Origin of the sequence: Mycobacterium sp. E787, from assembly GCF_001668725.1 — a bacterium.
GTDB lineage: Bacteria > Actinomycetota > Actinomycetes > Mycobacteriales > Mycobacteriaceae > Mycobacterium.
In genome coordinates, this window is the sequence record NZ_LZKL01000084.1 from 58,922 (window position 1) to 80,570 (window position 21,649).

The following is a 21,649-nucleotide window of genomic DNA, read 5'->3' on the forward strand; positions in this document are numbered from 1 at the left end:
TGCCCTAATCGCCGGTGCGCGTGAGCGTCTCGTCGTAATCCAGGCTCCACTGGCAGTTGGGGCCGCCGGACTCGTCCAGGTGATTGTGTCCGGTGAGCACCGCGATGGGATCCTGTGGCGGCTGTGGCAGTGGGTATTGCCCCGTGGCTTTCGCGTACACCGGCCCGCCACAGCCGGGGTCGTTGTCGTCATGCTCGACGTGCAGGTTCCAGACTCCGCCCGCAAACAGCAGCGGCGTGTCGATCGTCTTGGAGTGCAGATAACTCATGCACCGGTCCCCGGTTCGCAGGCAGTCCGTGACGACGGCCTGGTCGCCCTGCTGGGGCGGGACGGCTCTCTTGAATTTTCGCGTGACGTGGTAGCGGCCGTGTAGCGCTTCGGCGGGCGACGCGACCCGCGGCGGCAGGGCACCCGGGTCGGGGAGCTTGGTGATGTCGACGTCTCCGGTGCGGGTGAAGGTCACCGTTCGCTTTTCGTTGCAGGCGTTTTCGGATGCGCCCCGGTATTCGCCGGTCAGGGTGCCGTCGGGCCGAGGCTGCAGGGTCAGCACTTGCCAGACCTCGGCCTTCGGGGAGTCCCTGCACTTGTCCGAGCCCAGGCTCACGGCCACCCAGCGCCCGTCTACCTCGTCGAACACCGAGGTCGGCGCGAGCCTCAGCTCGCCGCTGAGCCTTGCCGCGGTCGCCCGGCAGCCGGTCGGCCCGCACGCCGAACGAACCGCGTAGGTGTCCGTCGTCGGCGCGGCGGCCGAGGCAGGGACATCGTCGAGGGTGCCGCCCTGCCCGAAATGCGCCTGGTATTCCCCGGTGAACGGGCCCGTGTTTGGCGCCGGGGCCGCGGAATTGCCCTGCGCCCCGGCCGGATTCGGCCCGACGGCGTGGCGCGAATCGTGGTGCCGCAGGAGTTTCAGACCGGCGAAGAACCCAGCCGCCACGAGGAGCAACGCGACACCCGCCAGCGCGCCGATCAGCACGCGCGGACGCCGCCCGGGCCGCATGGCGGCGGTCGGTCGCAAGGCGGGGATGGTCGCCTCCACCGCGGGCTGGGTTTCGAGGAGCGCGGCGGCGCGGGGCCCGGAGGGGCCGGCGCCCAGCGCTGCGGCCAGGTGGTCGGCGAATTCGCGGCAGCTGCCGAACCTGCGCGCGGGCTCCTTGGCCATCGCGGTGGCGAACACCGGATCGAGGGCGGCCAGTTCGGGCCGCCGCGCTGCGAGGGAGGGCGGTGGCGCACCGATGTGTTGGCTGATCACCACCGCGGGATTCGAGTCGAGGTACGGCGCCGCACCGGTCAGCAGGTGAAAGGCCGTGCACGCCAACGCGTATTGGTCGGCGCGCCCGTCGATCGCCTCGCCCTTGAGTTGCTCGGGCGCCGCGTAGGCCGCGGTGCCCACCGTCATGTTGGTCGCCGTCAGCCCGGTCGCATCCTCGACCCGGCGCGCGACGCCGAAGTCGGCCAAAAAGATCCGGCGTCCCTGCGCGTCGGTATCGGTCAGCAAGATGTTGGCCGGCTTGACGTCACGGTGCAGCAGCCCCCGATGGTGCGCGTAATCCAGCGCCGAGCCGACGGCGGTCGCGATGGCGACCACCAGTTCGAGCGGCATTCCGCCGGGGTGGCTTTCGCTCAGCAACCGGCCGGCATCGGTGCCGGCCACGTAATCCATTGCGATCCAAAGCCGGCCGTCTTCCTCACCGCGATCATGGATCGCCACGATGTGCGGATGCGACAGCCCCGCCGCCAGGTCTGCCTCGCGCAGGAAGCGGGCCCGGAACTCGGGGTCGCCGGCCGATTCGGCCGACAGGACCTTGAGCGCGTCCTCGCGCGGCAGCCTTGGGTGCGCCGCGAGATAGACCTGGCCCATGCCGCCCGAGCCCAGCATCCGCAGGATCGTGTATCCGGCGAACACCTGGCCGACTTCAAGCGACATGGGCAGATCGTAGATGCTGAGGCCGCCGCCGCACCGGCAATTCGCGCAGGACCGGACTCGCCACCGGTGGGGCTGCCGGCACCGTAGGCCTAATCGCCGGTGCGCGTGAAGGTTTGGTCGAAATCGGCGTTGAGCGGGCAGGGCGCGGTCTGTTCCTGGTGGCCGCGCCCGGTGAGCTTCGCGATGGGATCCTGCGGCGGTTGCGGCAACGGGTACTGGCCGGTTGATTTGAGGTGCGTGGTGTCCGACGACCTCGGACACATGCTGGTGGCGTCGACGTTCCAGGTCCATGTTCCGGCCGCGAACACCAACGGCAGGTCGTTCGACGGTTCGTGGAAGTAGCTCATGCAGCGGTCACCGGTGCGCAGGCAGTGGGTGCTGACGGCGGTGTCGAATTCCTGCAGCCGAGTCCCGTCCGCCAGCGTCCACGTCACGTGGTAGTGGCCGAAGAGCCCCTGGGCCGGCGAAACCACCCGCGGCGGGTTGGCGGCCGGGTCGGGAACGGCGTTGACGTCGACGTCCCCGGTGCGGGTGAAGGTCACGGTCCGCTTCTCCGCGCAGGCATTGGCGGTGGTCGCGGTGTAGTCGCCGGAAAGGCTTGCGCCGGGGCCCGGTCGCAGCGTGAACACCTGCCAGAACTCCGTTGGCGTGTCGCGGCAGTTGTCCGACGCGGTCGCCACCGCCACCCAGCTTTCGCCGATCTGGTCGAACACCAGCGTGGGTGCGCCCACGGCGCCGCCGTTGAGGCGTTGCGCCGTCATGACGCAGCCATTCGGGCGGCATACCGAACGGAGCCCGTAGGTGCTCGTCAGCGCGGGTGGCGCAGCGGAATCCGCAGTGTCGTCCAGCGCGGTGGGCAGCCCGAAGTCGGTGCGGTACGTGCCCGTGAAGGGTCCCGCGGCCGGGACCGGGTGATGTTGCCCGGTGAGTTTCAGGCCCGCGATCACGCCGGCCACGACCAGCACCAGGATGCCGGCCACAATGCCGATCACCGCGGCGGGGCGCCGGCCCGACCGGCCCGGCGATGACGCCGTGGGCGGCGCGGCGAGCGCGGGCGCGGTGAGGTGCTGATGCAATTGCCGGGCGAACTCCCCGCAGCTGCCGAACCGCCCGGACGGCTCCTTGGCCATCGCGGTGGCGAACACCGGGTCCAGCGCGGCCAGCTCCGGCCGGTGGGCGCCGATCGAAGGCGGCGGGGCGCTGAGCTGCTGGCCGATGACGACCGCATGGTTGGGGCCGCCGTACGGCGGCACGCCGGCCAGGAGGTGAAAGGCTGTGCACGCCAAGGCATATTGGTCCGCCCGACCGTCCACCGGTCGGGCCATCAGCTGCTCGGGCGCCGCGTAGGCGAGCGTACCGACCGCGAGCTTGGCCGACGTCAGGGCCGCCGCATCATCGATGCGCCGCGCAATGCCGAAGTCGGCCAGAAAGATTCGCCGCCCCTGCTCGTCCGACTCGGTGACCAGGATGTTGGCCGGCTTGACATCACGGTGCAGCAAGCCGCGATGATGCGCGTAATCCAGCGCCGAGGCGACCGCGGTGATGATCGCCATCACCTCGTCCACCGGCATCCCGCCCGGAAACCGCTCGCGCAGGAGGCGGGCCACGTCGGCGCCGGCGATGTAGTCCATCGAGATCCAGAACCGGCCCTCGAATTCACCGCGGTCGTGGACGCCCACGATGTGCGGATGCGAGAGACCGGCGGCCAGCTCGGCCTCGCGCTCAAACCGCTCGCGGTACTGCGGATCGGCGGTCACTTCCGGCGGCAACACCTTGAGCGCGTCCTCACGCGGCAATCGTGGGTGCGCGGCCAGGTACACCCGACCCATGCCGCCCGCGCCCAGCACCCGCAGGATCGTGTACCCGGCGAACACCCGCCCTGGGTCAAGCGACATGGGCAAATCGTAAGGTCTGCCCCCTCACGTGCAGTTCAGCAGCAGCATCAGGCCGTAGTCCATGTGGATCTGCTGATGGCAGTGCAACAGCGACAGGCCGGGTTGGTCGGCGACGAAGTCGACCTCCATGCTCTGGTAGCCGCCTAGCATCGCGACGTCCTTGCGCACGCCGGCGGTGGGTGTGCCGGCGATCCGGGTGATTTCGAAGGTGTGCCGGTGGACGTGCATCGGGTGCAGGTCGTCGCTGGCGTTGCGGAAGCGCAGCCGGTAGCGCTTGTCCCGTTGCACATCGAGCACGGGTTGGTTGGTGTCCATCGAAAAGGGCGTGCCGTTGATCGTCCAGCGGTTGAAGCCGTTGTCGGCGGCGTTGCGCTTTTCGATCAGCATCTCGATGGTGCGGTCGGGCGGCGGGGACGGCGCGGGGTTGGGCGGCGCGAACAGCCGGTAGTCCCACTTGAACGGTGGCGGCGGCGCCCATTGCGGGTCCCCGCCGCGCCCGGCGTATTCCACCACGATGCCCATGCCGTGGCCGCGGTCGTCGTCGGAGAGGTCCCCCAGCACCCACACCCCCGGATTGTTCATGGTCACCACCGCCGAAATGCGTTCGGCCGCACCGAGCCAGAGCACCGGCACGGATGCGGGGTTCGGCACCGGGTTGCCGTCCAGCGCGACGACGTTGAAGGTGTGCCCGGGCAACGCCAGGCTGCGGGACTCGGTGGCGCTGCCGTTGAGGACGTGCAGCAGCACCCGCTGACCGGTTTGGACGCGGATGGGGTCGCCGTGACCGAGCATGCGCCCGTTGATCGCGAACGCCCCGTAGCTGACCTCGTAGCCGCGCGGGTCGCCGCGGTCAAGTGAGGCCTTCATCGACGATTCGCCCTTGTCCTTGAGGTCGGGTTCGGGCTCGCCGGCCAGGAAGTCGGCGGCCATGTCGCCGCCCCGGCTGAAAGTGGGGTCGAATTCCTTGAGGGTCAGGAAGATCTCTTGGTCGTAGGAACCGGCGTTTTCTCGCGGTTCGATGTAGACGGGCCCGACCTGGCCGCTGTATTGGCCGCGGGACAGATCCGCGCGCGGGACGACGTGGGTGTGATAGAAGCGGAAGCCCGCCGGGCCGGGGACGAACGAGATGCGCCGCATGCCACGCGCGGGGATGTAGGGCGTGCCCTCCTCGGCGGAGCCGTCGACGTCGACACCCACGTGCTGGCCGTGCCAGTGCAACTGCTCGGGGGAATCGGTGTCGTTGAAGATGTCCACCCAGGTGCGTTGGCCCTCCTTGAACCGCAACAGCGGACCGGGGAATTGGCCGTTGTAGGTCAGGGTCGACACGATGTGGTCGGGTGCCAGCTCCACCGGTCCGGTGCCGATCCGCAGGGTGTAGTCGGGTTTGCCGTTGGGCGGACCGGGTGGCGCGCTTCGCGAACACGCCTCCGCTGCCAGGCCGGCGCTGCCGCCCGCGGCGATCAACGCCAGCCCACCGCCTTTCAGGAATCGACGTCGATCGACGGTCATCATCACCTTTCCCGGGGCGACGGGTGCAGGGCCAGCACGGGCAGCAGGGAGTCGATGCGACTGTCCAGTTCGGTTGCCACGCGGCGGAATTCGCGGTAGCTCGCCCGGCTTCCGCCGGTCACCGCCGACGGGTCGGGCAGGCTCCAATGCATCGCGGCGGCCACGCCGTGCTCGTGAGCGTATTCGCGGACCTTGTCGCACAAGGTGATCACGTAATCGAAGCGCCGGCGAGCGACCGCCGACAGCGGCCGGGGCCGGCTACCGGCGAGGTCGATGCCGTATACGTCGCGCATGATCCGTACCGCGTTGGGGTGCATCTGCGCCTTGGGATGACTGCCCGCGCTCGCGGCACGGACGCGGCCGCCGCCCTTCTTTCGCAGCAGCGCCTCGGCGATCGGCGAGCGCGCGCTGTTCCCGGAGCACAAGAACAGCACCGACCCGGCCGGCCGCGTGGGGGCTCCCGCGAGCGACGGGTGAAGTGCGGCAGCAGCTTCCGCGAATGCCCCCGCGCAGCTGGTCAGGTTCAGGCGGTAGTAGGTGTCGCGGCCGTCGAAGTTGCTGCGCCGGGCGTCGATGAGGCCGGCCGAACGCAGGAGCCGCAGGTGGTAGGAGACGAGGTTTTGCGGCTCGTCAACGGCGGCAGCCAACTCCCGCACGCGGTGGTCGCTGTTCGCGAGCTCGGTCAGCAGCGCCCAGCGCACCGGATGCGACGCCATCTGCATCAGCTGCGGGACCACAGCCCGATCGGTCGCTGCCACCCTTCGGACAATACATCAAACTGGTTTGATAGGTTAGGGCCCGTGGACGCGACCAACCGTGAGCTTCGGCGCACCCTCGGAGTGTTCGACGCGGTGGTGATCGGCCTGGGGTCCATGATCGGCGCCGGGATTTTCGCCGCGCTCGGCCCCGCCGCGCGTGCCGCCGGCACGGGGCTGCTGCTGGGCCTCGCGGTGGCGGCGGTGGTGGCCTACTGCAACGCCACCTCCTCCGCGCGGCTGGCCGCCCTCTACCCCGCCTCCGGCGGCACGTACGTCTACGGGCGCGAGCGCCTCGGCGATTTCTGGGGATACCTGGCGGGTTGGGGCTTCGTCGTCGGCAAGACCGCATCCTGCGCGGCGATGGCCCTGACCGTGGGCGCCTACGCGTGGCCGTCGCAGGCGCACGCGGTGGCCGTCGCCGCGGTGGTCGCCCTGACGGCGGTGAACTACGCCGGCGTGCAGAAGTCGGCCTGGCTTACCCGCATCATCGTCGCGGTGGTGCTGGCGGTGCTGGCCGCGGTGGTCGTCGCCGTGTTCAGTTCCCACAGCGTCGACGCCGACCCCCTGCGGCTGACGGGTGTCACCGTCGGCGGGGTGATCCAGGCTGCGGGGCTGTTGTTCTTCGCGTTTGCCGGCTACGCCCGCATCGCCACGTTGGGCGAGGAGGTGCGCGACCCGGCGCGCACCATCCCGCGGGCGATCCCGCTCGCGCTCGGCATCGCCCTGGCCGTCTACGCGCTGGTGGCCGTCGCCGCGCTCACCGCGTTGGGGCCGCGCCGCCTGGCCGAGTCCCCGGCGCCGCTGTCGGATGCGGTGCGGGCGGCGGGGATCGGCTGGCTGGCGCCGGTGGTCCAGGTCGGCGCGACGGTGGCGGCGGTGGGCTCGCTGCTCGCGCTGATCCTCGGGGTCTCCCGCACCACCCTGGCCATGGCGCGCGACCACCACCTGCCGCACGCGCTGACCGCCGTGCACCCGAGGTTTCGGGTCCCGCACCGCGCCGAGCTGCTGATTGGCGCCCTGGTGGCGGTCGCGGCCGCCACCGTCGACCTCCGGGGAGCGATCGGTTTCTCGTCGTTCGCCGTACTGATCTACTACGCGGTCGCGAACGCCTCGGCTTTCACCCTGCGACCCGATGAGGGCCGACCGCACCGCGCGCTCCCCGTGATCGGGTTGGTCGGGTGCATCGTTCTGGCCTTCGCGATGCCGCTGTCTTCGGTGCTGGCTGGCGCGATCGTGCTGGGCATTGGTGTCGCCGCCTACGCGCTGCGGCGGGGGCTGCGCCAAGGCTGACGGCAGCTGGGCTTGCGCACTGATTCGATGAATGCTTATATAGATGGATGTCGAATCAGAGCCGCGGGTGTTGCCCGACGCTCGGCGCCGCCGCCATGGACGAGGCGCAGTCCGCGGACCTGGCGGCGATGTTCAAGGCGTTGGGCGACCCGGTGCGTCTGCGCTTGTTGAGCCTGATCGCCAGCCATCCGGGCGGCGAGGCCTGCGTCTGTGAGATTTCCGCGACGTTCGACGTCTCGCAGCCGACGATCTCCCATCACCTCAAGCTGCTGCGTTCGGCCGGTCTGCTGGACTGCGAGCGGCGGGGCACCTGGGTCTACTACTGGGTGATTCCTTCTGCCTTGCAACAGCTTTCGAATGTCCTGCGCGTGGACACCGGATCATGACCGAAACGGTGACCGCCCCGGACGCCATCGCGCCCCGCCTGTCCATGCTGGACCGGTTCCTGCCGGTGTGGATCGGAGCGGCGATGGCCGTCGGCCTGTTGCTGGGCCGACTCATTCCAGGTCTCGGATCGGCGTTGAGCGCCATTGCGGTACAAGGCATTTCACTGCCCATCGCGATCGGCCTGCTGGTCATGATGTATCCGGTGTTGGCCAAGGTCCGCTACGACCGGCTCGACGAGGTCACCGCCGACCGCCGGCTGATGGTGAGCTCGCTGGTGCTCAATTGGCTGATCGGGCCCGCGGTGATGTTCGCCCTGGCCTGGCTGCTGCTGGCGGACCTCCCCGAGTACCGCACCGGGCTGATCATCGTCGGGCTGGCGCGCTGCATCGCGATGGTCATCATCTGGAACGACCTGGCCCGCGGCGACCGCGAAGCCGCGGCCGTGCTGGTCGCGTTGAACTCGTTGTTCCAGGTCGCCATGTTCGCCGCGCTGGGCTGGTTCTATCTCGCGGTGCTGCCGGGCCTGCTCGGACTGCCGCGAACCGGCATCGACGTTTCCCCTTGGCGCATCGCCCAATCCGTGCTCGTCTTCCTGGGCATCCCGCTGCTGGCCGGGTACCTGTCGCGGCGGCTGGGTGAACGATCCCGCGGGCGCGACTGGTACGAGGCCCGCTTCTTGCCCCGCATCGGACCGTGGGCCCTGTACGGGTTGCTGTTCACCATCGTCATCCTGTTCGCCCTACAGGGCCACCAGATCACCTCGCGGCCTTGGGATGTCGCCCGTATCGCGTTACCTCTGCTGGCCTACTTCGCGATCATGTGGGCCGGCGGATATGCCCTTGGGTTGTTGCTCCGGCTGGGCTACGCCCGCACCACCACCCTGGCATTCACCGCCGCCGGCAACAATTTCGAATTGGCCATCGCCGTAGCCATCGCCACCTACGGCGCGGCTTCCGGGCAGGCCCTGGCCGGGGTGGTCGGGCCGCTGATCGAAGTGCCCGTGCTGGTCGGGCTGGTCTACGTATCGCTGGCGCTGCGCGCCCGGTTGTTCCGAACCGAGCCGAACCCCACGGGCCGCCGATGACCGACAAACCAAGCGTCCTGTTCGTCTGCGTCCACAACGCCGGACGCTCGCAGATGGCCGCCGCGCTGCTGAGCCGCCTGGCCGGCCACCGGATCGAAGTCCGCTCCGCGGGGACCGAACCCGCCGACGAGGTCAACCCCGTCGCCGTCGCGGCCATGGCCGAAATCGGTATTGACATCACGGCCGCCACCCCGACCGTCCTCACCGCCGACGCCGCGCGGACCAGCGACGTCGTGATCACCATGGGCTGCGGCGACACCTGCCCCTACTTCCCCGGCGTGGCCTACCGCGACTGGCAGCTGCCCGACCCCGCGGGCCAACCGCTGGCGACCGTGCGCGCCATCCGCGACGACATCGCCGACCGCGTCCGCGCGTTGATCACCGAACTCCTGCCCACCTCCACCACCAGATGACCCGCACCCACAAAGGAGCCAACATGTCCCGCGTGCAACTCGCGCTCAATGTCGACGACCTCGACGAGGCGATCGCGTTCTACTCCAAACTGTTCGACACCGAACCCGCCAAGGTCAAACCCGGCTACGCCAACTTCGCGGTCGCCGAGCCCCCGCTCAAGCTGGTGTTGCTCGAGAACCCGGGCCACGGCGGCACCCTCAACCACCTCGGCGTCGAAGTCGCCTCCAGCGACACCGTGCACGCCGAGATCGCCCGTCTCAGCGATCAGGGGCTGGTCACCGACGAGGAGATGAACACCACCTGCTGCTTCGCCGCCCAGGACAAAGTGTGGGTGACCGGCCCGGGTGGGGAACGCTGGGAGGTCTACACCGTCATCGCCGACTCGGACACCTTCGGAGCAACCACCGACGAGCCCTGCTGCCAGGCCTAGGGGTCCCGCCACGATTCCCGAGCGATCCGAACGGGAAGACTGAGCGGATGGCCGAGCCCGGAGCGGAAGAGTCCGCAACAGCGGAAGCGTTCGAAAAGCTGGTAGCCCTGCTGGACTATCCGATGTTCGTTGTGACCACGCACGCCGACGGCGTCGACGCCGGCTGCCTGGTCGGGTTCGCCAGCCAAACGAGCATCCACCCGCCGCGCTTCTTGGTCGGGCTTTCCAAGAAGAACCACACGTTCCGGGTCGCCGCCGACGCCGACCATCTCGCGGTGCACGTCTTCGACCGCGAGCACATCGACGTCCCGGAATTCTTCGGCAGCCAGACCGGCGACACCGTCAACAAGTTCGAGCGGTGCGCGTGGCATCGCGGGCCGGCGCAACTGCCCATCCTCGACGACGCGGCGGCCTGGTTCGTCGGCAAGATCCTCGATCGGTTCTCCCTCGGTGATCACGTCGGGCATCTGCTGGAGCCGGTCGACGGTCAGCCGCCCCGGGAGCTGGAGGAATGGGTGACGTTCGGGGACGTGCGCCACCTGGAACCCGGCCACGAGGCCTGACGTGACCGATCCTGTCCAGGTGGGCGCCGTCGGCGACGTCACCGAACTGGCGTCGCACTACGCCGATCCCCCGGCCGGGGTGCGCGCCAACATGATCTTCAGCGCCGACGGCGCGGCCGCCTTCGGTGGTCGCGCCGGGCCGCTGTCGTGCCCCACCGATCAGCACCTGCTGCGGATCCTGCGCGGCTTCGCCGACGTCGTCCTGGTCGGCGCCGGTACCGCGCGCGCCGAGAACTACGGCCCGGTGCGGCTCACCGATGCCCAACGGGAGAGGCGGGACGCCGAAGGGCGGACGGCGCCGCCCCCGATCGCGGTGGTCAGCCGGACCGGTGAACTGCCGACCAGGCTGTTCAGCGAGCCCGGTCAGCCGCCGATCCTGGTGACCTGCGCCCGGTCCGCGGCGCGGGGCGGCCTCGGCGACGATCGGCGGCCGCGGGCGCTGGTGGCCGGGGACGATTCCGTCGACGTGGGCCGAGCCGTCGCGCTGTTGCGCGCACAGGGGATGGACCGCATCCTGTGCGAGGGCGGACCCACCCTGCTGGACGAACTGGTGGACGCCGACGCCATCGCCGAGATCTGCGTGACGCTGGCGCCCAAGCTCGCCGGCGGCCAGCCCGTGGGCCTGCGGCGCACCGCACGACTGTCGATGCCGGTCGCGATGCGGCTCGAGCACGCGTTGGCCTACGACGACTATCTGTTCCTGAAATATCGCCGCTGAGGGGTCAGCCGCGGGGGTAGCCCCGGCGCACGGTGCGGTCGAGGATGCCGAGGGTCGCCCGTAGGGCGCCCTCGGACAGCACCGGGAAGATTCCGGCGTCCCGCCACTTCGGGTCGATGTCCGACCAGTCGTAAAACGAGGTGACCACGGTGGACGCACCGTCGTCGGCGGGTTCGAGCCGATAACCGTACACGTGGCCGATCTGCGGGCGGATCTGACCGAGAACCGTCCACGAGATCAGCCGATCCCGCTCGAAGTCTTTGATGCTGACGGTGACGTCGTATCTGCCCAATTGCGGGAAGTCGTTGAGCGACTCGCGGTCCATGTGCACCACGAAGCTGTCGCCGGCCCCCGTCACCGGGTCGCCCTCGGCGCCCTGCAGCATGCCCGACGAGTCGATCGCGACGTGGCCCTGCGGGTCACACAGCACGGCGAAGACGTCGGCCGCGGGAGCCCGGATGGTGCGACTGGTCTCGATGCGTTCGGTCATCAGTCCTCGCAGCCGGCGGAGATAGCCATAAATTGCGCTGGAGGTCACTCTACGTCGCGTCGGCCGGTCGACGGGAGTGCCGTCGCGATTGCTGGACGGCCGCTCGGCATGCAGCGGGTGATGCGGCTTCCTATGATGAAAGCTTGGAATATTTTCGTCGAATTGCCTGCGCGACACTACCTTCAGTCCGTCGTCGTCCAACCACTCGCGGGCACCGGAAAGGAGGGTCAGCGGCCACGTGAGCGATTCGAACGACGAGGACGAATACCGCAATCTGGCGGTCAACCGGCTACGGCCCGGTGAACTGCAGTGGGCGCTCAACCACGACTCGGTGCACGGCATCGCGTACGCGTTCCGCAACCCCGTCGCCGTCGCGGAATCCCTCGACGATCCGCACGACGACCGAAAGACATACCTGATCCGGGTCAGGCGCGACGACCTGGCCAGCGCCCTGGGAAAGATCAACGAGTGGATCGGCAAGAATCCCGGCCCGGCGGGGATGCAGGCTTACGGCTTCGTCCGGGCGCTGTCCCGGGAGGGGCTCAGCGAGCGCAAAGCCGGCGACGAGGAATGTCGCTGATCCGGTCGCGGCCTCGCCCCGCCCCGGCGGTCCGGCCCTGAGGCCCTGAGCCGCGATCGCCAGCAAAGCCGCGGTGAGTCGGCTTTCTCCCTATTCACAGTGCCCCCAAGTCGCCGAAACCATTAGCCTTATGCCTGGCAGGCCACGCTTTCCTGTGTTTGCGGCGCGCGGCGGCGGGTGAGGAGTCGGCGATGGGTGACACGACCGCGGATTCGCGGGAGGGTTCGCAGTTCGGGCCGTATCGGCTGCGGCGGCTGGTGGGTCGTGGGGGCATGGGCGACGTCTACGAGGCCGAGGACACCGTGCGGGAACGGATCGTGGCGCTCAAGCTGATGTCGCCGACCCTGTCCGGCGATCCGGTCTTCCGCTCGCGCATGCAGCGCGAGGCCCGCACCGCGGGCCGGCTGCAGGAACCCCACGTCGTGCCGATTCACGACTTCGGTGAGATCGACGGCCAGCTTTACGTGGATATGCGCCTCATCGACGGCAAGAACCTGGCAACCACGCTGAGTCGCTTCGGGCCGCTCTCGCCGCCCAGGGCGGTGGCGATCGTGCGCCAGATCGGCTCGGCGCTCGACGCCGCGCATGCCGCCGGGGTGATGCATCGCGACGTGAAACCCGAGAACATCCTCGTCAGCGCCGACGATTTCGCGTATCTCGTCGACTTCGGGATCGCGAGCGCCACGTCGGACGAAAAGCTGACGCAGTTCGGAACCACCGTCGGCACCGTCAAATACATGGCCCCCGAGCGGTTCAGCGACGGCGAGGTGACCTATCGCGCCGACATCTACGCCCTGGCCTGCGTGCTGTACGAATGCCTGACGGGCACGCCGCCGTACACGGGCGACACCGTCAGCGTGATGGGAGCCCACCTCAACAAGGCGATCCCGCGGCCCAGCGTCGCGCGCCCGAGCATTCCGACGGCGTTCGATGCGGTGATCGCCCGCGGCATGGCCAAGGACCCCGCCGAGCGCTATGCCACCTGCGGCGACCTGTCGTCGGCCGCCTACGCGGCGCTGGCCACACCCGACCAGGATCGGGCCACCGACATCCTGGAGCGCAGCCAGGTGGCCAAGCTGCCCGCCGCGTTCGCCGGCCAGCAACCAAGCGGGTATGCGTCCGTGCCGCCGCCCGCCATGGCGAATCACGGGGCGCCGCAGGCTCCGGTGTGGCCGGCGACCCCGGCCACCGGGTCACCGGTGATCGGTGGCGGGCCGGTGCCGCAGCCGACGGGGTGGCCCGGCACGCCGACGTGGGGCACGGGCGACATGGGCAGCGGCGCCGCAGCGTTGTGGGGCCAGCCGCCGCGGGCCGGACGCAAGCCGTGGCTGTGGGTGGGCGCGGCCGTGACCGTCGTGGTGGCCGTCGTCGGCGTATTGGCCCTCGTCGCCACCCATCCGTGGCAATCGTCGCCGCCGCGGGCCACGTCCAGCCCGACGCCGGCGCCGCCCCCGCCCGACGCGGTCGAGCTGCGCGTGCTCGACGACGGCGTGTCCATCGGCAGCTCGGCGGCACCGACGACGATCGACATCTTCAACGAGCCCATCTGCCCGCCGTGCGGCAGCTTCATCCGGTCGAACGCCGCCGACATCGACAACGCGGTGAACAACAAGAAGTTGGCGGTGCGCTATCACCTGCTCAACTTCCTCGATGACAAGTCACACAGCAAGACCTACTCGACGCGCGCGGTGGCCGCCACGTATTGCGTTGCGGCACAGGAGGACCCGAAGCTGTACTCCGCCTTCTACTCCGGGTTGTTCGCCAGCACCTTCCAGCCCGCGGAGAACGCCCCCGAAGACCGCACCGATGGCGAGCTCGCCCAACTGGCCAAGACCGTCGGCGTCGACGCCAGCGTGATCGACTGCATCAAAGGCGGCGACGACGTCGGCACCGCCAAAGCCAAGGCCGCGGCGGGCGACGCGACGTTGAGCGGGCTCAACGCCACCGGCACGCCGTTCGTCTGGGACGGCACCAAGTCCGTCAACTACCAGGACGCGACCTGGCTCACCAAGCTGATCGGATGAGGCTGCTGCGCCAGCCGATTCGGCGCGCGCGGCGCTTTACGGGTGCGGCGTCGGCGGGGTGGACGTCGTGGGCGTCTGCGGCGGCCCCATCATGCCGCCCGGGCCCATCATCCCGCCGGGGCCCATCATCCCGGGGCCCATCATGCCGCCGGATCCCGTCATCGGGCAGGTGCCGGCGTGGCCGCCGTAATACCCGCGGTACCAGCCGTAGTGGCTGCCGGAGGACCAACCCAACAACAGCCCCCAGAACAGGATCACCGAGACGACGAAGAGCGTCCCGGCGACGATGACCACCCACGCCGCAGCCTGGCCCAGCCGGCTCGGCGCGCCGTATCGGTTGTCATACCGGGGCTGTCCGGTCACTGTGGTCGGTTCGATCGTGGGTTCTGGTGTTTCCGTCATGGCTCGAAGGATCCCACACATATACCCACCGGGGGTAGGGACCATCGGCCCTAGCTCGCGGGCCGCGAAGGTGGTCAGCTTGGCCCCGGACGGTGCGGCAGAACGTGGAGGTAGGGCAATGGCTGAGTTCACGCGGCGGGCGGCACTTGCCGCGCTCGGGGCATTCGGTGCGGCCGGCGCCCTTGGTCTGCGAATAGTGCGCTGGGGCCTGCCCGCATCCGGCAATGCCCAGATCCGCCTCACCAACGGAGGGGGCTTCATGGGTGCCGATTCGATGGACATGAGCCGCTACATGGAGATGTTCGCGCGGCATCGCGAGATCAGCCGCGCCGTGGAAGAGATTCCGGGCGGGGTCCGCACCACCACCGAATCGAAATCCCCGGAGCTTGCGGCCCAATTGCAGGCGCATGTCTCGAGCATGTACGCCCACCTCGATCAGGGGTCCGAGGTCCGATGCATGAGCCAGAGCCTGCCGACGCTGTTTCGCCACGCCGGCGGCTACCGCCGCCAATTCACCTTCACCGCAACCGGTGTGGTTGCCGAGGAGACCGCCGACGACCCCGCCCTGACCGATACCATCCGCGCGCATGCGCGGGAGGTCACCGGGTTCGTGGAGCAGGGCATGCCCGCGATGATGCAGCAGATGATGGGCGGCTGCATGATGGGTCCGCGCGGCGGCCGGTGAAGCCCCCGGCCCCGCCGGCGGCCACGCCGCGGCCAGCGACCGGGCCCGCCTAATCGCCGGTGCGCGCGAACTTCACGTCGATGTCGGTGCTTTTACAAGGCGACGGTGGCCCCGTCACGTCCTCGTGGCCGCGGCCGCTGATCAACGTGATCGGGTCCTCCGGCGGTTGCGGCAAGGGAAAATGCGCCACGATCCTGGTGTGTTCCATGGCAGCGCCCCTGGTGCAGGGCATGTCGAACTCGCGGTCGTAAGTCCAAGCGCCGCCGTCGAATACCAGCGCCATCGCCGACAGGGGTGGTTTGTGGAAGAAGCTCATGCACCGGTCGCCGGTGCGCAGGCAGTCCGTGCGGACCGCAAAGTCGTTCTGCTCCCGGTAGCCGTTCGGCTGGGTGCCCGTCTCCCGGTAATGGCCGTGCACCCCCGCGGCCGGCGACACCACCCGCGGCGGCAGGGTGTTGGGGTCGGCCACGCTCTTGACGTCGACGTCTCCGGTGCGGGTGAAGGTCACGTTCCGTTTGTTGGCGCAACCTTTGGCCATCATCTCGGTGGCCTCGCCGGCGAGCGTGCCGTCGGGACGCGGTTGCAGCGTGAACGTTTCCCAGATTTCGCCCTCGGCGTTGTTGCACGTGCTCGATCCCGCGGTCACCGACACCCAACTCCCGTCGACCTGGTCGAGCACGATCGTCGGCACCTGCATCGTTTCGCCGGTGAGACGTGTCGCGGTTGCCACGCACCCGGTGGGGCGGCATGCCGAGCTCACCCCCCACGTCTCGGTCGTCGGCGCGGCACCCGGCGGCGGCATCCCCTCGATGCTGGTGATCCGCGCAAAGTCGGCCCGGTACACGCCCGTGAAGGGACCGGTGTTGGGCGGCGGGGGCTTGGGTGTCGGCGCCGCGGTGGACGCCGCGGCGTTCGCCGGCTCATGCGACCGGGTGAGCCGGTCCCCCGCCAGGACGCCGCCCGCGATCAGCAGCGCGACGCCCGCGACGGCCGGGACCAGAACGGCGGGGCGCCGGCCCCACCGTTTCTTCGGCGGCAGCGGCACCGTGGGCGCGGCGACGCCGAACGAAGGCTGGGTGGTTTCGCTGTCCGGACGGGGCGGAATCTGACCGGCGTACGCGTAGCCCGGGCTCGCCTGACCGCCCAGCAGGGCGGCGAACTCCCCGCAGCTGCCGAACCGGCGCGCGGGCTCCTTGGCCATCGCGGTGGCGAACACCGGATCGAGGGCGGCCAGTTCGGGCCGCCGCGCTGCGAGGGAGGGCGGTGGGGCGTTGACGTGCTGGCTGATCACCACGGCGGGATTGGAGTCGAGGTACGGCGCCGCGCCGGTCAGCAGGTGAAAGGCCGTGCACGCCAACGCGTATTGGTCGGCGCGCCCGTCGATCGGCTCGCCCTTGAGTTGCTCGGGCGCCGCGTAGGCCGCCGTGCCCACCGTCATGTTGGTGGCCGTCAGGCCCGTCGCGTCCTCGATGCGCCGCGCGATGCCGAAGTCGGCCAGAAAGACCCGCCGCCCTTGCGCGTCGGTATCGGTCAGCAAGATGTTGGCCGGCTTGACGTCGCGGTGCAGCAGCCCCCGATGGTGCGCGTAGTCCAGCGCCGAGGCGACGGCGGTGATGATCGACACCACCTCATCGAGCGGCATTCCGCCGGGGTGGTTTTCGCGCTGCAGCCGGCCTGCGTCGGTGCCGGGCACATAGGCCATCGAGATCCAGAAGTGCCCGTCCTCTTCACCGCGGTCGTGAACCCGGACGATATGCGGATGCGACAACCCCGCCGCAAGGTCGGCCTCGCGCAGGAAGCGAGCCCGGAACTCCGGGTCAACGGTCAGTTCCGGCGGCAATACCTTGAGCGCGTCCTCGCGCGGCAGCCTCGGGTGCGCCGCCAGATACACCTGGCCCATGCCGCCCGAGCCGAGCAGCCGCCGGATCGTGTATCCGGCGAACACCTGGCCGACCTCCAGCGACATGGCGACATCGTACGGCCTGTCATTCGGGCTTTTCGGCACTTCAGATCCTTTCCGCCCGACGAGCGATTGCCCGTCAGCGGAAAGGTTGCGGCACAGGACTTGTCAGATCTTGGTGAAGTCCTTGCGGAATTCTTGCGCTTCCGCGATGCGGATCGCCGGGCGTGGGGGCCGCGGATCACCACCGCTCGCGCGGCCGACCCCCACGCCCGACGAAGTCTGTTCGTCCCTCAGAAGGATTCGGACGAAGTCGCTTAAAGGATGTAGAGCATCTCCTGGTAGGTGGGTAGCGGCCATAGATCGTCGGCGACAACATTTTCCAGCGCGTCGGCGGCCGCGCGCACCGCGTCCATCGCCGGCAGCAGCGCGCGCTGTGCATGTTCGGCCTCTTCGAGAGCCGACGATGCCGAGTGATCCGCCAGCGCCGACTTCAGCGTCACCAGCGCCCCGGACAGATCGGCAAGCGGAGCCGAAACCCCTTCCAGGGCAGCCGTGCTCGCCTCCACACCGGCCTTCTTCAAGGCCGCGACGTTCTGCGCGAGCTCCGTCTGGTACCGGATCGCGGCCGGCAGGATGACCGTCGTCCCGATCTCGAGCGCCAGCTTTGCTTCGACCGCGATGGTCAGTGCGTACTGTTCCAAGCGGACCTCGTAACGGCTGTGCAGCTCGCGTTCGTTGAACACACCGTATTTCTCGAAGAGTTCGACCGATTCGGGCTTGATCAGCTCGGGGATCGCGTCCAGCGTGGTCTTGAGGTTGGGCAGTCCCCGCTCGGCGGCCTCGATCTGCCACTTCTCCGAATACCCGTCGCCGTTGTACACGACGTCGCCGTGCTCGGTGATGACGTCGGTGAGCAGTTTCTGCACCGCCGTGTCGAAGTCCTCGCCGTCGGCGACGGCCTGCTCCAAGATCGTGGCCATATAGTCGAACGAGTCGGCCATGATCGTGTTGAGGACGATCATCGGCACGGCTACGGTCTGCCCGGAGCCCGGGGCCCGGAACTCAAACCTGTTGCCCGTGAACGCAAATGGGCTGGTGCGGTTGCGGTCGCCGGCATCGGTGGGCAGCGGGGGCAGGGTGTCGACGCCAATGATCATGGTGCCCTTGCCCTTCGACGACGTGGCGGCGCCCTTGGCGATCTGCTCGAACACGTCGGCGAGCTGTTCGCCGAGGAAGATCGAGATGATCGCGGGCGGTGCCTCGTTCGCGCCCAACCGGTGGTCGTTGGTGGCGGACGCGACCGACACCCGCAGCAGCCCGGCGAACTTGTGCACCGCGCGGATCACGGCGGCGCAGAACACCAGGAATTGGGCATTTTCGTGCGGGGTGTCGCCCGGGACCAGCAACGAGCCCAGCTCGGAGTTGCCCACCGAGAAGTTGACGTGTTTACCCGAGCCGTTGACGCCGGCGAAGGGCTTCTCGTGGAACAGGCATTCCATGCCGTGCTTCTTGGCGATGGTCTTGAAGACCGTCATGAGCAGCTGCTGGTGGTCCGAGGCAATGTTGGCCCGTTCGAACATCGGCGCCACCTCGAACTGACCCGGCGCCACCTCGTTGTGCCGTGTCTTCGCGGGAATCCCGAGTTTGAACAGTTCGCGCTCGGTGTCCATCATGAAGCCCAGCACGCGCTCGGGCACCGCCCCGAAGTAGTGGTCGTCGAACTCCTGGCCTTTGGGCGGCTTCGCGCCGAACACCGTGCGACCGGCGTTGACCAGGTCCGGCCGGGCCAAAAAGAAGTGCCGGTCGACCAGGAAGTACTCCTGCTCCGGGCCGCAGAACGACACGACCTTGTTGAGCTCCTGGTGGCCGAACAACTTCAGGATGCGTTCGGCGTGGATTCCCATCGCCTGCTGGCTGCGCAACAGCGGGGTCTTGTAGTCCAGCGCCTCGCCGGTCATCGAGACGAAAACCGTGGGGATGCACAGCGTGTTGCCGTTCGGGTTCTCCAGGATGTACGCCGGGCTGGTGACGTCCCAGCCGGTGTAACCCCGCGCCTCGAAGGTGCTGCGCAGCCCACCCGAGGGGAAGCTGGAGGCGTCGGGCTCGCCCTGGATGAGGGTCTTGCCGGCGAACTCGGCCAGCGTCTGCCCGTCCGAGATGGGTTCCAGGAAGCTGTCGTGCTTTTCGGCCGTCAGGCCGGTCATGGGGTAGAACACGTGGGCGTAGTGGGTGGCGCCTTTCTCCAGCGCCCAGTCCTTCATTGCCACCGCTACGGTGTCGGCGACCGCGGGGTCGAGCTTGGCGCCCTTCTCGATGGTCGCCACGACCGACTTGTATACCGATTTGGGCAGCCGCGCTTGCATTTCCGCCTTGGTGAAGACGTTCGACCCGAAGATCTCACCCGGGGGTTCGCCGGGCACGAAGCTGATGGCCGGGGGGACATACGCCTCGACGTTGTTGATCGCCTGCAGGCGGACGGCGTTTCCGCTCAATTGAATTCCTATCGCTGAGGGGGGCCCGCGATTTCCGTTCCGGAAAGCGGACCGCCCCACAGTAGGAACGTTCGATGGCGAATCTGTTACGCCGATGTCAACCCTGGGTCCGCAATGATTGCGATCGTGAGACGCACGACCGGGTCCAGCGCCCCGCGGCCGAGCGCTATCGTGATGCGCGTGCGCCGGCGAAGGCGGCAGCCGAATGCGAGAAGCCTGTGACCGAACCGCGTAACCGCTCGCCGAACCTGATCGTCGTGTCAGCGGTGAATAACTGGACGTGCGCGTCGTGCGGGGGCACGGGCGGCTTCTTGCGGATGGAAGACGGCGGTCCGCTATGCATGGACTGCGCCGATCTCGGGCACCATGTCTTCTTGCAGTCTGGAGATGCGGCTCTGACCCAGGCGGGCCAAGAGACTGAGCGGGCTGTCGGCAGTCGTTGTGCGCTGGAGCCGAGCGCGCCACCGCTACGAACGGCAGGGGATTCTGGCGGAGGCGGACGCGATCGAACGCGCCGAACAAGAGTGTCTATCGGATGCCGAAGCCCGCTCACGCCGCCAGGAGCGGGATCAGGCGCGGCGCGCATCCGAGGATGTCCAGTTCCAAGCGGAATTCGCCGCCGTCATCCGTGACCTGTTTCCTTACTGTCCGGCTGGGCGGGCGGATGACATAGCGCGATACGCGGCGATGCGCGGTAGCGGCCGGATCGGACGCAGCGCGGCCGGGCGGGCGCTCGACCCGGATGCCGTTGACCTCGCGGTTGCGGCATCGGTCCGGCATCTCGACACAAACTATGACGAACTGCTGATGTCAGGTGTCAACCGGGCGGCCGCGCGAGATCGGGTTCGCCAATGCGTCGACGATGTGTTGAAAGTCTGGCGAAAAGGCATGCCAGCGCACGAGTCGGCCTATTAACGATCCGTGAGAACCACGCCGATGTCGGTGTGCGCGAAGTCGTCTCCCTTGAAGAGGAGGGGCTCGCCGCTGACCTTGGCGAGGGCGTAGGAGAAGCAATCGCCATAGTTCAGGCCCGCGCGATGGCGCCCCTTGCCATACTTGCGGTAGGCAACGCGGGCGGCGTCGGCTTGAACGGAGTTGAGGTCGACAAGGTCGACTGCGGCACGATGGAGCCACAGATCCAACTCACGACCGCCCGGTTCACCGAATCTTGTTTCGATCACGATTGCCGTCTCCACGTACGATGCCGTCGACATCAGCCGGACGGGATCTCCCTCCACCGCCGCCTCGAACAGTTCTGCCTCTGCCTCATCGCTGAGCATCGCGACCAACGCGGATGTGTCGAGCACCATCAGGCCGGCAACCCACGCTTGTCGTAGCCGAGAATGTCCTCGGCGGGCCTGGTGTCGAGCACCGGCAACGCCGCGCAACGGCGCCGAATCGCAGCCAGCTCTTCGCGCAACGGGATGGACCTGCTGTGCCCCGCGACACGGGTGAGTCGTTCCCGCAACGCAACCACCACTGCTTCGGTCAATGTCTCGCCCGTCCGCGCCGCGAGCTCCCTGGCAAGCCGATCCGCCTCTTGATCTTTGATGCTCAACGCCATGATCTCGATTCTAGACCGAATTCTATATTCTGGGCGACCCCCGAGGGCTTACGTACGGCGGCGAAGCGCCCGACCGCTTCGCGTGGACAATCAACCGCCGCAGCGGGATTGGCGGCCATGACCGGCCGAAAGGCGGGCCCTGCAGCCGCGCGATCCGCAACGTACCTGCGATCAGCACCGCCGCAAGCGGCAACTCCCCCAGCCCCGCGGTCAGGGCCGATACCATCAAGTCGCCACGTCTGGCCGTCAGCACGTCGAACCAGGCGTCGCACACGAGCAGAACTCCCGTCGCGAAGGCGAACAGCGTGAGCAGGGGGTGCTGCAGGAAGCCGAGTACCGCGGTGGCGATCATGAAGGCCAGCAGCAGAAGGTCGAAGCCGACCCAGGTCAGTTGCCAATGCTGAGCCGGGTAGCTCTGCGGCAGCGTCAACGCCAGAAAGATGGTCCACGGGATCAGCGCGATCGCGGCGCACAGCGCCAGCCATTCGCGCAGCCGACGGATCTGAACCAGGCGCCGGGATCGCATCACCGTGCAAT

Annotated in this window: 19 protein-coding genes and 2 pseudogenes; 10 read left to right on the plus strand and 11 right to left on the minus strand. The window is 68.7% G+C overall.

What is annotated here, in order from left to right; all coding sequences use genetic code 11:
• Positions 1-4: 4 nt before the first annotated feature.
• From A5705_RS29005 to A5705_RS29010, 4 genes are all read right to left on the minus strand, one after another.
• Positions 5-1,924 carry a serine/threonine-protein kinase gene (locus A5705_RS29005; RefSeq protein WP_068278527.1) on the minus strand — a complete coding sequence of 640 codons (1,920 nt, stop codon included), beginning with the start codon at positions 1,922-1,924 and terminating at the stop codon, positions 5-7.
• Between the two features lie 89 nt (positions 1,925-2,013).
• On the minus strand, positions 2,014-3,819 hold the full coding sequence (locus A5705_RS15945; protein WP_068278528.1) for a serine/threonine-protein kinase: 1,806 nt from the start codon (positions 3,817-3,819) through the stop codon (positions 2,014-2,016).
• A 24-nt stretch (positions 3,820-3,843) separates the two neighbouring features.
• Positions 3,844-5,334, minus strand: a complete 1,491-nt coding sequence (locus A5705_RS15950) for a multicopper oxidase family protein (RefSeq protein ID WP_068278530.1) — start codon at positions 5,332-5,334, stop codon at positions 3,844-3,846.
• The gene (locus tag A5705_RS29010) at positions 5,331-6,086 is read right to left on the minus strand and encodes a helix-turn-helix domain-containing protein (protein WP_304528557.1); all 756 of its coding nucleotides are present in this window, start codon (positions 6,084-6,086) and stop codon (positions 5,331-5,333) included. The genes A5705_RS15950 and A5705_RS29010 overlap by 4 nt, the downstream gene beginning before the upstream one ends.
• A gap of 42 nt (positions 6,087-6,128) precedes the next feature.
• On the opposite strand from A5705_RS29010, the gene A5705_RS15960 reads away from it, so the two are divergent.
• The 6 genes and pseudogenes from A5705_RS15960 (at position 6,129) to A5705_RS15990 (ending at position 10,972) form a co-directional block, all read left to right on the plus strand.
• Complete coding sequence (locus A5705_RS15960; RefSeq protein WP_068278532.1) at positions 6,129-7,376, plus strand: APC family permease; 1,248 nt, start codon at positions 6,129-6,131, stop codon at positions 7,374-7,376.
• 47 nt (positions 7,377-7,423) lie between these two features.
• Complete coding sequence (locus tag A5705_RS15965) at positions 7,424-7,762, plus strand: helix-turn-helix transcriptional regulator (RefSeq protein WP_067878911.1); 339 nt, start codon at positions 7,424-7,426, stop codon at positions 7,760-7,762.
• Positions 7,759-9,260, plus strand: a pseudogene (arsB, locus tag A5705_RS15970) (ACR3 family arsenite efflux transporter). The gene A5705_RS15965 and the pseudogene arsB overlap by 4 nt, the downstream one beginning before the upstream one ends.
• A gap of 23 nt (positions 9,261-9,283) precedes the next feature.
• Entirely contained in the window at positions 9,284-9,691 is a 408-nt protein-coding gene (locus A5705_RS15980; protein ID WP_068278647.1) for an ArsI/CadI family heavy metal resistance metalloenzyme, read from the plus strand.
• Between the two features lie 47 nt (positions 9,692-9,738).
• Positions 9,739-10,254 (plus strand): flavin reductase family protein, encoded by a 516-nt coding sequence (locus tag A5705_RS15985; RefSeq protein ID WP_068278536.1) that lies wholly within the window; start codon positions 9,739-9,741, stop codon positions 10,252-10,254.
• A 1-nt stretch (position 10,255) separates the two neighbouring features.
• Positions 10,256-10,972 carry a pyrimidine reductase family protein gene (locus tag A5705_RS15990; protein WP_068278538.1) on the plus strand — a complete coding sequence of 239 codons (717 nt, stop codon included), beginning with the start codon at positions 10,256-10,258 and terminating at the stop codon, positions 10,970-10,972.
• 4 nt (positions 10,973-10,976) lie between these two features.
• On the opposite strand, the gene A5705_RS15995 is transcribed toward A5705_RS15990, so the two are convergent.
• Complete coding sequence (locus A5705_RS15995) at positions 10,977-11,462, minus strand: SRPBCC family protein (protein ID WP_068278539.1); 486 nt, start codon at positions 11,460-11,462, stop codon at positions 10,977-10,979.
• A 238-nt stretch (positions 11,463-11,700) separates the two neighbouring features.
• On the opposite strand from A5705_RS15995, the gene A5705_RS16000 reads away from it, so the two are divergent.
• Together A5705_RS16000 and A5705_RS16005 are read left to right on the plus strand one after the other, a co-directional pair.
• The gene (locus tag A5705_RS16000; protein ID WP_067878894.1) at positions 11,701-12,042 is read left to right on the plus strand and encodes a hypothetical protein; all 342 of its coding nucleotides are present in this window, start codon (positions 11,701-11,703) and stop codon (positions 12,040-12,042) included.
• A gap of 191 nt (positions 12,043-12,233) precedes the next feature.
• Positions 12,234-14,066, plus strand: a complete 1,833-nt coding sequence (locus A5705_RS16005; protein WP_068278541.1) for a serine/threonine protein kinase PknE — start codon at positions 12,234-12,236, stop codon at positions 14,064-14,066.
• A 36-nt stretch (positions 14,067-14,102) separates the two neighbouring features.
• Here A5705_RS16005 and A5705_RS16010 read toward each other — a convergent pair whose 3' ends face one another.
• Positions 14,103-14,468: a hypothetical protein gene (locus tag A5705_RS16010; RefSeq protein WP_067878890.1), complete on the minus strand. Its 366-nt coding sequence runs from the start codon at positions 14,466-14,468 to the stop codon at positions 14,103-14,105.
• 118 nt (positions 14,469-14,586) lie between these two features.
• Here A5705_RS16010 and A5705_RS16015 point away from each other — a divergent pair, with 118 nt between their 5' ends.
• Positions 14,587-15,153 (plus strand): hypothetical protein, encoded by a 567-nt coding sequence (locus tag A5705_RS16015; RefSeq protein WP_067878887.1) that lies wholly within the window; start codon positions 14,587-14,589, stop codon positions 15,151-15,153.
• 49 nt (positions 15,154-15,202) lie between these two features.
• Here the strand turns inward: A5705_RS16015 and A5705_RS29015 are convergent, their stop codons facing one another.
• Positions 15,203-17,119 (minus strand): serine/threonine-protein kinase, encoded by a 1,917-nt coding sequence (locus A5705_RS29015; RefSeq protein ID WP_068278543.1) that lies wholly within the window; start codon positions 17,117-17,119, stop codon positions 15,203-15,205.
• Between the two features lie 251 nt (positions 17,120-17,370).
• A complete protein-coding gene (locus A5705_RS16025; protein WP_068278545.1) occupies positions 17,371-19,548 on the minus strand; it encodes a glutamine synthetase III in 2,178 nt (725 codons plus the stop codon).
• 230 nt (positions 19,549-19,778) lie between these two features.
• Between A5705_RS16025 and A5705_RS28640 the strand changes: the two are divergent.
• Positions 19,779-20,463: pseudogene (locus A5705_RS28640) on the plus strand (DUF2293 domain-containing protein); the annotation flags it as partial.
• On the opposite strand, the gene A5705_RS16035 reads toward A5705_RS28640, so the two are convergent.
• The 3 genes from A5705_RS16035 to A5705_RS16045 are packed head-to-tail and all read right to left on the minus strand — an operon-like array spanning position 20,460 to position 21,641.
• Positions 20,460-20,858, minus strand: coding sequence for a type II toxin-antitoxin system VapC family toxin (locus A5705_RS16035; protein ID WP_067878879.1), 399 nt, complete (start codon positions 20,856-20,858; stop codon positions 20,460-20,462). The pseudogene A5705_RS28640 and the gene A5705_RS16035 sit on opposite strands and share 4 nt — an antisense overlap.
• A complete protein-coding gene (locus A5705_RS16040) occupies positions 20,858-21,112 on the minus strand; it encodes a type II toxin-antitoxin system VapB family antitoxin (protein WP_067878858.1) in 255 nt (84 codons plus the stop codon). The genes A5705_RS16035 and A5705_RS16040 overlap by 1 nt, the downstream gene beginning before the upstream one ends.
• Positions 21,113-21,134: 22 nt before the next feature.
• Entirely contained in the window at positions 21,135-21,641 is a 507-nt protein-coding gene (locus tag A5705_RS16045) for a hypothetical protein (protein WP_156763140.1), read from the minus strand.
• Positions 21,642-21,649 lie beyond the last annotated feature (8 nt).

Excerpts from the sequence above, each read along its gene's own strand:
- A5705_RS29005 (WP_068278527.1), bottom strand. The coding sequence starts at position 1,924 with ATGTCGCTTGAAGTCGGCCAGGTGTTCGCCGGATACACGATCCTGCGG.
- A5705_RS15945 (WP_068278528.1), bottom strand. The coding sequence starts at position 3,819 with ATGTCGCTTGACCCAGGGCGGGTGTTCGCCGGGTACACGATCCTGCGG.
- A5705_RS15965 (WP_067878911.1), top strand. The coding sequence starts at position 7,424 with ATGTCGAATCAGAGCCGCGGGTGTTGCCCGACGCTCGGCGCCGCCGCC.
- A5705_RS15980 (WP_068278647.1), top strand. The coding sequence starts at position 9,284 with ATGTCCCGCGTGCAACTCGCGCTCAATGTCGACGACCTCGACGAGGCG.
- A5705_RS15985 (WP_068278536.1), top strand. The coding sequence starts at position 9,739 with ATGGCCGAGCCCGGAGCGGAAGAGTCCGCAACAGCGGAAGCGTTCGAA.
- A5705_RS15995 (WP_068278539.1), bottom strand. The coding sequence starts at position 11,462 with ATGACCGAACGCATCGAGACCAGTCGCACCATCCGGGCTCCCGCGGCC.
- A5705_RS16005 (WP_068278541.1), top strand. The coding sequence starts at position 12,234 with ATGGGTGACACGACCGCGGATTCGCGGGAGGGTTCGCAGTTCGGGCCG.
- A5705_RS16010 (WP_067878890.1), bottom strand. The coding sequence starts at position 14,468 with ATGACGGAAACACCAGAACCCACGATCGAACCGACCACAGTGACCGGA.
- A5705_RS16015 (WP_067878887.1), top strand. The coding sequence starts at position 14,587 with ATGGCTGAGTTCACGCGGCGGGCGGCACTTGCCGCGCTCGGGGCATTC.
- A5705_RS29015 (WP_068278543.1), bottom strand. The coding sequence starts at position 17,119 with ATGTCGCTGGAGGTCGGCCAGGTGTTCGCCGGATACACGATCCGGCGG.
- A5705_RS16035 (WP_067878879.1), bottom strand. The coding sequence starts at position 20,858 with ATGGTGCTCGACACATCCGCGTTGGTCGCGATGCTCAGCGATGAGGCA.
- A5705_RS16040 (WP_067878858.1), bottom strand. The coding sequence starts at position 21,112 with ATGGCGTTGAGCATCAAAGATCAAGAGGCGGATCGGCTTGCCAGGGAG.